The following is a 13364-nucleotide window of genomic DNA, read 5'->3' as shown; positions in this document are numbered from 1 at the left end:
TAGTGTCATATTCGTGGTGTAAAGGACTGTTTTAAAAACATCTTCTTTATTCAGTTATAACGTTTATATCTATTCGTGCTGAGTGCAAATATTCAAAACCTGAATACCGGGCAATAAAAAACCCTGCTTTTTAAACAGGGTTTTTGGGTTTCGGCGACTTCGGTCGATCAGGCAATCAGTGCCTGACGGGTACGCTCGATCACGGCCTGCAGCGGCTCTGCGCTGGAGTATTGATCGGGGTACAGGCGTTCGCTGTGACGAGCGATACCGTGTTCGTTGACCAGGGTGAAGCTGAAGCAGCCTTTGCGAGCGGCCATGATCAGGCAGTTCATTGGTGCAAAAGCGTTGGTGAGGGCGCGAATGGCGTCCTGAGTATGGATTTGAGTGGACATATTATGGGTGTTCCTACAAATGACACGGTTAAGAACCGCGCAACGTTAAAACGTTCCAGTGACGTCGATCACTATTGATCGAACGAAGAACCCGACTGGAACAAAGCAGCCAGTTTGAAGCGCTAATAGTTTAGGCGCGCTTGGGCTGGCAGGTAGGTACTTAGGAGGGCAGGCAACACAACAGGGGCTAAGGTTCTGGGCCCGGGGTGAAGATCCTGATCAATTGGCAGGTTGGTTCGGTCAGAGTATTGAGACTTCGCGACACCCTTTGCTTGTTCAAAGGCTGTGTCGTCGCAAGTGATACCTGGAAACCATCAAGGTGGTCGATCCCGTGTTGTTCAGGGGAGTTGTTCGACCAGAATTGACTTTCAGCTTGGTACTAACGCCGCGGATAGTAACGGATCGAAACGGGGAATGGAAGCGTATCGGTAAAAAAACTTCAGTCAGCCCTCCAGCATCCCGTGATACACCAGCACCGTGACCGCTGCCGCCAGCGAGCAGCCCAGCGCATACGCGGCCAGGGTCAGGCGCAGGGACTGGCCGGTCTCGATCATTTTCAAGACGTCGCCCATGTCATTGATCCGGCCCTCGCCCAACTCGATGCACAGGCTGGCGGCGGTGAACGCGGCGGAGAGCAGGATCGCGATCGCAAACAATGCGCCGTCCGGCGAAGGCAGAGCGGCGTTGATTCCCAGGGAGGTCGCGCAAATGGCCAGCAGCAACACGGTGAATAACAGAATTCCTTTCATCGACCCGTACATGGTTGCGTTGTAGGTGCGGCAGTGTGGCGACCCGCATTGAATTTGAAAAGTCCCTGCCTGGCCGTGCCGGTAACATGTTCAAGCCGTGTCGGATCAAAAAACCTTGGCGATATAACCGGAGCAAAGGGACTTGTACACATTGTTCACGGTATGTGTCACCGTTCTGTCAAGTGTTTCCATCTGGCCCCATTTGCCTGTAATGAAAATTTAAGTCAATGAAAAATATCGCTTTTTTTTATTGGTGAAAAAATCGTCAGTTTGACTGCGGCCCCCATTCCATGGGGCTTTGCGCGAGTTAAAGGTGGGTTGTCCACTGAGTTATCCACAGCTTCTGTGGATTGTCCCGAGCGCTTGCTCTAGCACGGGCGTGCAGGGTTTTTTCGGCTTTACCTGTACGAAAAAAAGAGTAGAGTGGCGCGCCTTCCGTTCTGTCCCGCAGTGCTTTATGAAGTTTCGCTCAGTATCATCTTCTGTTACCGACACCCCTCCGGTTGTTACCCCACCCAAACGTTTCTCCTTGAAAGTGGCCTTGTGGTTGCTCGACAGCCCGCGTCTCGGTCACAGCACCAACATCAAACATTTTGCCGGACGCTTGCTCAAACAGCCGGCCCGTGATGGCGTGGTCGCAGCGCAAAGCCGACTCGGCCAATTGATGTGCCGCGAATGCGACAATGCCCGCGACCGCCGCATCGGCCACGAACTGCTGCGCCTGGCTGCCCGTGCCGGTGACCGCCGCGCCCAGCGTGAATTGGGCCAGGTCGAAGACTGAGCTGTCCTCAACCCCCTTGCTTGGTTAACCTTGCTCTTTTTCGGTGATGGCAGACATGGCTATGGCTTTTGACTGGACCAGTATTGCCCTGGGACTTGCTGGCGCGGCAGTGCCGTTATTGGCCGTGTGCTGGCAGCTCCAGCGCCGTCTGGCCGCGCGCATGGCTGGCTGGGAATTGCTTGAAGAGCGCCTGACCACCGCGCAACTGGCCCAGGAAGGGTTGGCGGCCCAACTGGACGCCAGCCGTGACGAAATCAGCGACCTCAGCCAGGCCAACGCCGCCAAGCAGGCAGACCTGGCCGCCGTGCGCCGCGAAGTCGAATTGCTGCAGATCGATCGCGACAATGCCCGCGACGCCGCCCACGCCTGGAACCTCGACCGCAGCGCCAAGGAAGCCGAACTGCGTCGCCTTGACGCGTTGTCGGCGGCCTTGCGTGCGGAGCTGCGCGAGCAACAGGACAGCCATCAGCAACGCCTCGCCGACCTGCAGGGCTCGCGGGACGAATTGCGGGCGCAGTTCGCCGAACTGGCCGGGAAGATTTTCGACGAGCGCGAACAGCGCTTCGCCGAAACCAGTCAGGAGCGCCTCGGACAGTTGCTCGATCCCTTGAAAGAACGCATCCAGTCCTTCGAAAAACGTGTCGAAGAAAGCTATCAGAATGAAGCCCGCGAGCGCTTTTCCCTGGGCAAGGAGCTTGAACGCCTGCAGCAACTGAACCTGCGTCTGTCGGACGAAGCCACGAATTTGACCCGTGCGCTGAAAGGCCAGAAGACCCAGGGCAACTGGGGTGAACTGATTCTTGAGCGCGTGCTGGAACACGCCGGCCTGGAGAAGGGCCGCGAGTACCAGACCCAGGTCAGCCTGAAAGGTCCGGACGGTGAGCGCTTCCAGCCGGACGTGCTGATCATGTTGCCCGGTGACAAGCAGGTGGTGGTGGACTCCAAGGTCAGCCTGACGGCCTATCAGCAGTACGTGGCGGCGGACGACGAGGTGATCGGCCAGGCGGCGCTCAAACAGCATGTGCTGTCCCTGCGCAATCACGTCAAAGGCTTGGCCGGTAAGGACTACAAACGCCTGGAGGGCTTGCACAGCCTGGATTTCGTGTTGCTGTTCGTGCCGATTGAAGCCGCTTTTTCGGCGGCCTTGCAGGCTGAGCCCAACCTGTTCCAGGAAGCCTTCGACCGTCATATCGTCATCGTCAGCCCCACCACCTTGCTCGCCACCCTGCGGGTCATCGACAGCCTGTGGAAGCAGGAACGCCAGAGCCAGAACGCCCGGGAAATCGCTGAGCGCGCCGGCTGGCTGTACGACAAGTTCGTGCTGTTTATCCAGGACCTGGATGAAGTGGGTAACCGTCTGCAGCAATTGGATAAGGCTTACAGCGCAGCGCGGAATAAGCTGACAGATGGTCGCGGTAATCTGGTCAGCCGCACCGAACAGTTAAGGTTGCTCGGCGCCCGCGCCAGCAAGAGCTTGCCCGCCGACCTGCTGGAGCGGGCAATGACCGACTCCGACGGGGTGGCGCACCTGCCCGAATAGGTGGCTGATCAAAGGGGCAAATGCCGGCTGAGCAAGGCGCGCAACGCCGCCGGCTTCACCGGTTTGGCCAGATAATCCAGCCCCGCCGCATGCACTTGCGCCACCATCTCCGGACGACCGTCGGCGCTGATGACCACGCCGGGAATCGGCTCCGCCAACTGTGTGCGTAACCAGCCCATCAACTCCGTGCCGGTTTCGCCGTGGTCCAGGTGGTAATCCACCAGCGCCAGTTGTGGGCGCACGCCGTCGGCCAGCAGCGCCGCGCACTGTGCCTGGTCGGTGGCGGTCCATACTTCGCAGCCCCAGCGCGTCAGCAGGCTGCGCATGCCTATCAGGATGCTTTCTTCGTTATCCACACACAGCACCCGCGCGCCGCTCAGGGGCAGACCGGTTTCCTGCGCGGTCTTGATCGGTGTGCTGGTCTGGTTGCGAGCCAGCGGCACGCGCACGCTGAATACGCTGCCCTTGCCCGGCCATGAGCGCACGCTCAGGCGATGGTCCAATACGCGACACAGGCCATCGGCAATCGCCAGGCCCAGGCCGAGGCCCTTTTCGGCGCGGGTCTGGTGGCTGTCCAGGCGTTTGAACTCCTCGAAAATCACCTTCTGTTTATCCAGCGGAATGCCGGGGCCGCGATCCCAGACTTCCAGGCTCAACTCGCCCTGGTGTCGGCGTACACCCAGCAGCACTGGGCCGTCGGCATAGCGGAACGCATTCGTCAGAAAGTTCTGCAAAATCCGGCGCAGCAACTTGATGTCACTGTCCACGCGCAAATGACTGCCGCGCAAGCGGAAGCGCAGGCCTTGTTCCTGGGCGAGCGCCTTGAATTCGGCGCCGAGGGTGTCGAACAGTTCGTTGAGCACGAACGGCTGGCGTTGTGGGTTGATCTTGCCGTTTTCCAAGCGTGAGATGTCCAGCAGGTCGCTGATCAGGTCTTCGGCGGAACGCAGCGAGCTGTCGAGGTGTTGCACCAGTTGCCGGGCTTCGCTCGACAGGCCGTCGTTCTGGTGGGAGAGGGCGGCGGAGAACAGGCGTGCAGCGTTCAGCGGTTGCATCAGGTCATGGCTGACCGCTGCGAGAAAGCGCGTCTTCGATTGGTTCGCGGACTCGGCCACGCCCTTGGCATCGGTGAGCGCCACGTTGAGCTGCGATAGCTCGTGTGTCCGCTCGGTGACCCGTCGTTCCAAGCCCTCGTTCGCCTCGGTCAGTGCGTGTTCGGCCTCGCGGAACGCGGTGATGTCGGTGAAGCTCATGACGAAACCGCCGCCGGGCATCGGGTTGCCGATCAGTTCAATCACCCGTCCATTCGGGAACAGGCGTTCGGAGGTGTGCGCGCGGCCTTGGCGCATCCAGTGCAGGCGTCGCGCCACATGCACTTCGGCCTCGCCCGGTCCGCACAAGCCGCGCTCGGCGTTATAGCGAATGATGTCGGCAATCGGCCGGCCGACGCTGATCAATCCCTCGGGGTAGTTGAACAGCTCCAGGTAACGGCGGTTCCACGCCACCAGCTTGAGAGACTGATCCACCACGCTGATGCCCTGGGTGATGTTTTCGATGGCGCCTTGTAGCAGGGCCCGATTGAATTGCAGCACTTCGGAGGCTTCGTCGGCGATCCGTACTACGTCCTCCAGCAGCATGTCCCGACCTTCAATCGCGGCCTTTACGACTGCGCGAGTCGAGGAGGCGCCGAGTACACCCGCCAGCAGGCGTTCGGTATGCGCGATCCAATCGTTATCGGCATTCTGGTTGGGGTTGAAGCCTTTGCCCTGGCGATAGGCGAAGCGGATAAAACTCTGCTGCGCGCGTTCTTCGCCGACAAAGCGCGCCGCCAGGCTCAGCAGGTCGCTGATCTGGACCGACAACATGGAGCGAGTGCTGGCGCGTTGGCTGGTTTCCTGGCCGATGAAGCGCCCGGCCTGCCAGTGTTCGGACACCCGGGTACGCGAAAGCATCGAAACCCAGACGAACAGTGTGAAGTTGCCCGCCAGGGAGAACACGGTGCCCAGGGTCAGCGACGTGAGGGGCAAGCCGAGCGGGTGGGAATGCAACCAGGTCAGACCGGGGAAAAGGCTGAGCGACCAGCCCAGGCTTTTCGCGGTAACCGGTAGGACCAAGGTGTAGAACCACAGGAACGTGCCTGCCGCCAAGCCGGCAAACACGCCGCGTCGATTCGCCGGTTTCCAATACAGCGCGCCGAGCATGGCAGGTGCCAGTTGGGTCACCGCGGCGAAGGCAATCTGGCCGATCGTCGCCAGGCTCGCGCTGGAGCCGAGCAATCGGTAGCTGACATACGCCAGCAGCAGGATGAGCACAATGCTGACGCGGCGTACCGAGAGCATCCAGTGGCGGAATACTTCAAACGGCCGTTCTGCGCTGGAGCGGCGCAACAGCCAAGGCAGCAGCATGTCGTTGGACACCATGGTCGACAACGCGATGCTCGCCACAATCACCATGCCGGTGGCGGCTGACGCGCCGCCAATGAACGCCAGTAGGGCGAGGATCGGATGGGCCTCAGCCAAGGGCAGGCTGATCACGTAGGAATCGGGTAGCACCGAGCCGGGCAAGAGCATTTTGCCGCCGAGGGCGATCGGTACGACAAACAGCGCGGCGAGGATCAGGTACGCAGGGAAAACCCATTTGGCCAGGCGCAAATCCTGGGGGTCGATGTTTTCCACGACGGTGACGTGAAACTGCCGGGGCAGGCAGATGATCGCCATCATCGCGACGCCGGTCTGTACCACCATCGTTGGCCAGTTGACGGTTTCGTTCCAGTATTCCTCCAGGCGTGGTGCCAACATCGCCTGGCTGAACAAGTCGTCGAAACCGTCGTAGAGGCCGTAGGTCACAAACACGCCGACTGCGAGAAACGCGAACAGCTTGACCAGCGACTCGAAGGCAATCGCCAGCACCATGCCGCGGTGGTGTTCGGTGGCGTCGAGGTTGCGCGTACCGAAGACAATGGTGAACAGCGCCAGCACCAGCGATACGATCAGCGCCGTGTCCTGGGCGCGGGTGCCGGTGGTATCCGCGCCGGCGCCGATCAGCAGGTTCACCCCGAGTACGATGCCCTTCAGTTGCAGGGCGATGTAAGGCAACACGCCGACCATGCAGATCAGCGCGACCACCACCGCCAACGACTGGGATTTGCCGTAGCGTGCGGCGATAAAGTCAGCGATGGAAGTGATGTTTTCCTGCTTGCTGATCAGAATCATCTTTTGCAGGACCCAGGGGGCGAATACCAGCAACAGCACCGGTCCCAGGTAGATAGGTATAAACGCCCACAGTTGTTCGGCCGCCTGGCCTACGGCGCCGAAGAAGGTCCAGCTGGTGCAATAAACGGCCAACGACAGGCTGTACACCCAGGCACGCATGCGCGGTGGCAACGGCGCATGGCGGCGGTCACCGTAAAAGGCGATGGAAAACATAATGGCCATATAGGCCAAGGCAACGGCGGCGATCAGCCCGCTGGACAGCGTCATGGTAACTCCGGACAGAAACACGCCCAGGCATTTCGGGCCCGGTTGGACAGTCTCGCATGATGCCTGGGGATTAGTCAGTGTCGACCAAGGTCTTGTGAGCACTAATGTCGCAGGGCACGGTGTTAAAGAGGCTCAGCGCGGCGGCAGGGTTTTCTGGCGCAGGATGTAGATCGTCACCAGTACCGCGCTGGTCAGCATGAAGCCGCGGGCCCACGGCAGAGGCACCAGGTAGCAGGAAAAACCGATACTCAGCCACATCAGGCCGATGGCGTAGACCTTACCCTTGAGCGGGATGCCATTGCCGTCCAGGTAGTCACGAATCCATGGGCCCAGGCGCGGGTGTTCCACCAGCCAGGCATAGAAACGCGGGGAGCTGCGCGCGAAGCAGGCGGCGGCAAGAAGCAGGAAGGGGGTGGTGGGCAATACCGGCAGGAAGATGCCGATCACCCCCAGCGCTACGCTCAGCCAGCCGATGGCCAGCAGTGCGTAACGCAGGAGCGGCGAGCGCTTGCCCATGGCGATCACGGGCGTGCGACTCAGTGGTGACGTGGCTTGAGGAGCGCCGGTTTTTCGTCGGGGGCGTTGCACAGCAGGTACAGGGCGGTCAGGGCTTCCGGGATCTGTACGATCATGTCGTCCATCAGATTGGCGTCGGCGGCGATGTCGGAGAACTCCGGCTGGTCGTCGAACAGGCCCGAACCGACCATGATCGGCAGCAGCATTTCGCTGACTTCTTCTTCGGCGGTTTCGAACCAGGCGGCTTCGCGCAGGAACACACCTTCCATGAAGCCGATGCACCAGCCGCGCAGGTCGGAGTCGTCCGGCTCTTCGCCCAGGTCGAGGTCGCACGGCAGCTCGAATTCCTCGTCGGAGGCCAGTTGGCGACCGATGTGGGCCTTGAGGGCGAGCAGGGTGGCTTCGATCTCTTCGCGCTGGGCGGCGTCAGCGTAATGAGGCTCTTCGGCGAACAAGGCGTCGATCCACTCACGGTCCGGCACGATGTCGGAAGAAATCGACAGGGCGGTCAGGTAGCCGTGGGCGGCCACGTAGTCCAGCGCCTCGTCATGCAGCTCATCGGCGTCGAGGAAGGCTTGCAGGCGGGTTAGTTGCTCAGCGAAGGACATTGAAGGACTACCTTGGGAATAAACGATGCTGAATTCTAGGCTTTCTTGAGCGCCCAGGCCAGCCACACTGCATATTTGGCCGGTTTTAGATAGCGGCCGCTGTTCGTCAGCCGCGCCCTTTGCCGGCCGACGCTCGGGTATACTGCCGCGTTTTGTGATGCCCCCTGCAGGCCAGCGCCAATCCGAGAAAACTTCGCTTACGGATTATTTTCCGTAGATACGCGCTTTTTCGGCCAGCCTGTATGGAGGGATTTCGGCGATATTTGGAGTTTTACATGCTCGAGCAGGCTCAACGCGTCCTCAAGGACATCTTCGGCTACGACAGTTTTCGTGGCCGCCAGGGTGCGATCATTGAGCGCGTGGCCAATGGCGGTGATGCCCTCGTCCTGATGCCGACCGGCGGTGGTAAGTCGTTGTGTTTCCAGGTGCCGGCGTTGCTGCGTAACGGCCTTGCCGTGGTGGTCTCGCCGTTGATCGCGCTGATGGACGATCAGGTGGCGACCCTTGAGGAACTCGGCGTTGCTGCCGCCGCATTGAACTCCACGCTCAGCGCCGAACAGCAGCGCGACCTGGCCGCGCGTATCAAGCGCGGCGAAGTGAAAATGCTTTACCTGGCCCCCGAGCGCCTGGTGCAGCCGCGCATGCTGGCCTTCTTGCAGAGCCTGGAAATCGCCCTGTTCGCCATTGATGAAGCGCACTGCGTATCGCAATGGGGGCATGATTTCCGTCGCGAATATTTGCAGTTGGGGCAGTTGGCGGAACTGTTCCCCGACGTCCCGCGTATCGCCCTGACCGCCACCGCCGACAAGCGCACTCGCGAAGAAATCGTCGAGCGCCTGCATTTGCAGAACGCCGAGCGCTTCCTGTCGAGCTTTGACCGGCCGAATATTTTCTATCGCATCGTGCCCAAGGAGCAGCCGCGCAAGCAGTTGCTGGCGTTCCTGTCCGAGCGGCGCAGCGATGCGGGCATCGTCTATTGCCTGTCGCGCAAGAAGGTCGACGAAGTGGCCGCCTTCCTGTGCGAGCAGGGTTATCCGGCGTTGCCCTACCATGCAGGCTTGCCCAACGACTTGCGTGCCTATCATCAGAAGCGCTTCCTCAACGAGGAAGGCCTGATCATGGTGGCAACCATCGCGTTCGGCATGGGCATCGACAAGTCCAACGTGCGCTTCGTGGCCCATATGGATCTGCCCAAGTCCCTCGAGGCGTATTACCAGGAAACCGGGCGCGCCGGGCGTGATGGCCTGCCGGCCGATGCGTGGATGGTCTACGGCCTGCAAGACGTGGTGATGCTCAAGCAAATGCTGCAGAACTCCGAAGGTGACGAGCGCCACAAACGCCTGGAACAGCACAAGCTCGACGCCATGCTGTCACTCTGCGAAGAGACGCGTTGCCGCCGCCAGACCTTGCTGGCGTATTTCGACGAAGACATGCCCGAACCCTGCGGCCATTGCGACAACTGTGTCGACGGCGTGCAAACCTGGGATGCCACTGAACCGGCGCGCCAGGGTTTGTCCGCCATCTACCGCACCGGCCAGCGTTATGGCGTCGGCCATCTGGTGGATGTGTTGCTGGGCAAGGACAACGAGAAGGTGCGCAGCTTCGGCCACGAGAAACTCTCGGTCTACGGCGTCGGCAAGGCCCGTGCCGAAGGCGAATGGCGATCGCTGTTCCGCCAGATGGTCGCGCGCGGCCTGGTGGACATCGACATTGAAGGCTACGGCGGCCTGCGCCTGAACGACAGTTGCCGGCCGTTGCTCAAGGGGGAAGTGAGCCTGGAACTGCGCCGCGACCTCAAGCCGCAGACCACCGCCAAGAGCAGTACCAGCCAGGCCAGCCAACTGGTGCGCTTCGAGGAGCGTGAACAGTGGGAAGCCTTGCGCGCCCTGCGGCGCAAACTGGCGCAGGAACACAGCGTGCCGCCTTACGTTATTTTCCCCGACTCGACCTTGCTGGAGATGTTGCGCGAGCAGCCGACCACCCTGGCCGAAATGGGCCGGGTCAGTGGCGTGGGCGCGCGCAAGCTGGAACGTTATGGCCAGGCCTTCCTCGAAGTGCTCGGCGGCCAGGCCGAAGCGCCGAAGGAAATTGCCGATATTCGCCACGAATTGATCAGCCTGGCGCGGGCCGGCATGACCCCGATCCAGATCGCTGGCCAGTTGCAATGCTCGGAAAAAAACGTCTACACGCTGCTGGCCGAATCCATCGGTAAGCAACAGTTGTCGTTAGAGCAGGCCCTTGATTTGCCAGAAGATTTGCTCGGTGAAATCCAGGATGCCTTCCTGGACGGTGAAGGCGAACTGCCACCAGTTGCGGAGATTGCACCGTTGTTCACGGGGCGGGTTCCCGAGGGTGTTTTGTACTGTGTGCGTGCCGCGTTGCAGTCTGAGTTCGAAATTTAGTGTGCCAATTGCGACGATGAAACGAATCAGTACAGACGAGCGCTTGCCTACTGACATGGCTCATGCTTAGCTGACTAATAATTAGTCATACTTTGTTTTCAGTCTAAACCATGAGTTTTTTATGCCGTTAACCGATCAACACCGTTTTGGCATGCAGTTGGCGCAAATGTCCCGAGGTTGGCGCGCCGAACTGGATCGCCGTTTGGCGGGGCTGGGCTTGTCTCAGGCACGCTGGCTGGTGCTGCTGCACTTGGCGCGTTTCGAAGAAGCGCCGACGCAGCGTGAGCTGGCACAAAGTGTCGGCGTCGAAGGGCCGACACTGGCACGCTTGCTCGATAGCCTGGAAAGCCAAGGGCTGGTGCAGCGCCAGGCGGTGGTGGAAGACCGGCGCGCCAAGCGCATCCTGCTGTGTGACAGCGCCCGACCGTTGATCGAGCAGATTGAAACCATCGCCACTGCATTGCGCCATGAGTTGTTCGTGGGCGTGAATGAAGAGGACCTGCGGGTGTGCATGCGCGTGCATGGGCACATTCTGGCGAATCTGGAAAAGTCCTGACGTCAGGCGCAACAGAGATCGAATAGGTGGGAGTTGGCTTGCCTGCGATAACGGACATTCAGTCAATTGATCTGGCGACTGAAATACCGCCATCGCAAGCCAGCCAGCTCCCATGTTGGTTTTACGGTCAGCGTTTCAGAAGGTCTGGCCGAGGTTCAGGTACACCGCCTGCTGATTGTCGTCGTTGAACCCGTAGCTGAAATTCAGCGGCCCCAACGGTGTGTCGAAGCCCAGGAAAATACTCGCGGCGTTGATATAACCGCTGTCGAACTCATTGTCGTTGTTCCACGCCCGTCCGCGTTCCAGCGACGCGCCCAGGTACAGCGGGAAATCCAGCGGCAAGTATGAGCGCGGCGTCAGGCGGCGGTAGTACACGGCGCGCATCAAGCTGACGTTCTGTCCCGAGATCGCGTCCTGGCGGAAGCCCGACAGCTGCCGTGCGCCGCCGAGCAGGAAGCTGGATGTCACCACGTCCGTATTATCCATGGTGCGTCCGTAACGGCCGCCCAGTACGAGTGTGTCCGGGCCGTGGCTCATGGCCTTGTCCAGCTTGAATTCCCATTGCCGGTAGCGTTGATCGGACCCCAGCCCCGGTTCGAATTCGCGCCAAGCCAGGCCGATGTCTTCGCCGGTGTGGGGGAAGTACACGTTGTCCAGGGAGTCGAAGGAGTACTTCAGTTCGTAGAAGCCTTCGCTGAAGCTCACGCTTGGCAGGTCGCGGTCGCCGATGCGTACATCCGCCTTGCCCCAGGCTTCGCCGACGCCGAAACGCAGCTCGCCACTGTTGCCGATCTGGCGCCCGACGTTCAGGCCGAAACCGTAGCGTTCCAGGCGGTATTCGGAGATGGGGTCGTTGTCCAGAATCAGTTCGACGTTCTGCGCCTGGGCCTTGAGGTAAGGGGCGACGAAATAGCGCGAGCCGGTGTCCATCGGTTGGTAGAACTCGCTGTACAGCTCTTGCCGATCGCCGATCTGCACCCGCGTCAGCCATTCCGCGCCGAGGCGGTTGATGCCATTCATGCGGTAGCTGGCGCCGAGGTTGAAGGCGCTGTCGCCACGCATGTCGTCCGACAGGTTCAGGCCCAGGCGCAGGTAGTCGGTGCCGCTGCGTTTGCCGCGTGCGCTGATCACCAGGGTGTTGTCGTGGCCTTTTTTCACCACGCGGTATTGCACCTGTTCAAAGTAATCCAGGCCATACAAGGTGCCCATGTCCACTTGCAGGCGGCTCAGGTTCAGCGGCTCGCCGAGGGTTTGGCGGATGTAGTAGCGGATCACGTCTTCGCTGACTTTCGAGTCGTTCTCCACGCTGATCGCAGTGATGATCGGGGTCCGTTCGCCCGGCGCGCGCGCGGCCACCAGTTCCGGGTCGATCGGCTCGGCGGGACGCAGGTGGGCCAGGCGCACATCGAGGGCGCGGGTGGCGCGGTAGCCGGCGTCGATCATGTCCTTGGCGCGGCCGAAGTCGGTGACGCCGTAGGCGGCCAGAGGCGGCTGGATCAGCACATCCTTGGGGTGCAGGGCCTTGAGTTGTTCTTCGGAATTGCGCCGGGTCATCAGGGTGATGGACTGGTTGAGCACGTCCACCACCGTGGCCAGTTGCTTGCGCGAGCGCAGCGGCGTGCCGATGTCCACCACGATGGCGATGTCGACGCCCATCTCCCGCGCCACGTCCAGCGGGATGTTATCGGTCATGCCGCCGTCCACCAGCAGCCGGCCGTCGAGTTCCACTGGCGCGAACACGGCCGGGATCGACATGCTGGCGCGGATCACCTGGGGCAGGTGGCCTTTGCTGAACACCACTTTTTCGCCGGTGGTGATATCGGTTGCGACAGCGCGGAAGGGGATCGGCAGCTTGTCGAAATTTCGCGTGTTGCTGCTGTGGGCAAACATGCTTTCCAGCAGCAGCGCGAGGTTCTGGCCCTGGATGACGCCCAGCGGCAGGCCGAGGCTGCCATCGTCGCGGAAACTGAGTTTCTGCTTGACCAGGAAGTCCCGGTCATCCTGCTTGCGGCGAAACGGTACGTCCTCCCGGGGTGGCGCATCGGAGAGTGCCTGCTGCCAATCGATACCCAGTGCGAGCTTTTCCAGCTCATCGATCTTGTAGCCCGACGCGTACAGCCCGCCGATCACCGCGCCCATGCTGGTACCGGCAATTGCATCGATATGAATCCCTTGTTCCTCCAGGGCCTTGAGCACGCCGATGTGGGCCAGCCCGCGCGCGGCGCCGCCGGACAGCACCAGGCCGATTTTCGGGCGTGGAGTTTCAATCGCCTCGGCAAGAAGGGGCAGCAGGCACAGCAACAGGCAGGACAACAGGCGGCGCATCATGAATCTCAGGGCT

Annotated in this window: 10 protein-coding genes; 4 read left to right on the top strand and 6 right to left on the bottom strand. The window is 60.9% G+C overall.

Going from position 1 to position 13364, the window contains the following annotated elements:
• Window positions 1-167: 167 nt before the first annotated feature.
• Both AC07W0_RS04880 and AC07W0_RS04875 read right to left on the bottom strand, forming a co-directional pair.
• Window positions 168-392 (bottom strand): hypothetical protein, encoded by a 225-nt coding sequence (locus tag AC07W0_RS04880; protein ID WP_017845341.1) that lies wholly within the window; start codon window positions 390-392, stop codon window positions 168-170.
• 443 nt (window positions 393-835) lie between these two features.
• Window positions 836-1141 (bottom strand): hypothetical protein, encoded by a 306-nt coding sequence (locus AC07W0_RS04875; protein WP_102618102.1) that lies wholly within the window; start codon window positions 1139-1141, stop codon window positions 836-838.
• Window positions 1142-1598: 457 nt separating this feature from the next.
• Between AC07W0_RS04875 and AC07W0_RS04870 the strand changes: the two genes are divergently transcribed.
• Both AC07W0_RS04870 and AC07W0_RS04865 read left to right on the top strand, forming a co-directional pair.
• Window positions 1599-1922: an SEL1-like repeat protein gene (locus AC07W0_RS04870; protein ID WP_032804218.1), complete on the top strand. Its 324-nt coding sequence runs from the start codon at window positions 1599-1601 to the stop codon at window positions 1920-1922.
• A gap of 175 nt (window positions 1923-2097) precedes the next feature.
• Window positions 2098-3462 (top strand): DNA recombination protein RmuC, encoded by a 1365-nt coding sequence (locus AC07W0_RS04865; RefSeq protein ID WP_164887036.1) that lies wholly within the window; start codon window positions 2098-2100, stop codon window positions 3460-3462.
• A gap of 8 nt (window positions 3463-3470) precedes the next feature.
• On the opposite strand, the gene AC07W0_RS04860 is transcribed toward AC07W0_RS04865, so the two are convergent.
• From AC07W0_RS04860 to AC07W0_RS04850, 3 genes are all read right to left on the bottom strand, one after another.
• Window positions 3471-6941: a hybrid sensor histidine kinase/response regulator gene (locus AC07W0_RS04860; RefSeq protein WP_017845345.1), complete on the bottom strand. Its 3471-nt coding sequence runs from the start codon at window positions 6939-6941 to the stop codon at window positions 3471-3473.
• Window positions 6942-7073: 132 nt separating this feature from the next.
• On the bottom strand, window positions 7074-7457 hold the full coding sequence (locus tag AC07W0_RS04855; protein ID WP_026139819.1) for a YbaN family protein: 384 nt from the start codon (window positions 7455-7457) through the stop codon (window positions 7074-7076).
• Between the two features lie 20 nt (window positions 7458-7477).
• Window positions 7478-8065, bottom strand: coding sequence for a UPF0149 family protein (locus AC07W0_RS04850; RefSeq protein WP_017845347.1), 588 nt, complete (start codon window positions 8063-8065; stop codon window positions 7478-7480).
• A gap of 275 nt (window positions 8066-8340) precedes the next feature.
• Between AC07W0_RS04850 and recQ the strand changes: the two genes are divergently transcribed.
• Together recQ and AC07W0_RS04840 are read left to right on the top strand one after the other, a co-directional pair.
• Window positions 8341-10467: a DNA helicase RecQ gene (gene recQ, locus AC07W0_RS04845; RefSeq protein WP_017845348.1), complete on the top strand. Its 2127-nt coding sequence runs from the start codon at window positions 8341-8343 to the stop codon at window positions 10465-10467.
• Between the two features lie 121 nt (window positions 10468-10588).
• A complete protein-coding gene (locus AC07W0_RS04840; RefSeq protein WP_017845349.1) occupies window positions 10589-11023 on the top strand; it encodes a MarR family transcriptional regulator in 435 nt (144 codons plus the stop codon).
• Between the two features lie 135 nt (window positions 11024-11158).
• On the opposite strand, the gene AC07W0_RS04835 is transcribed toward AC07W0_RS04840, so the two are convergent.
• Window positions 11159-13348 carry a patatin-like phospholipase family protein gene (locus tag AC07W0_RS04835; protein ID WP_102618103.1) on the bottom strand — a complete coding sequence of 730 codons (2190 nt, stop codon included), beginning with the start codon at window positions 13346-13348 and terminating at the stop codon, window positions 11159-11161.
• Window positions 13349-13364: the final 16 nt, after the last annotated feature.

Source organism: Pseudomonas sp. GW704-F2, assembly GCF_059423025.1.
Note: the sequence above shows the minus strand (reverse complement) of the source record. Positions and strands in the feature narration are given on the sequence as shown.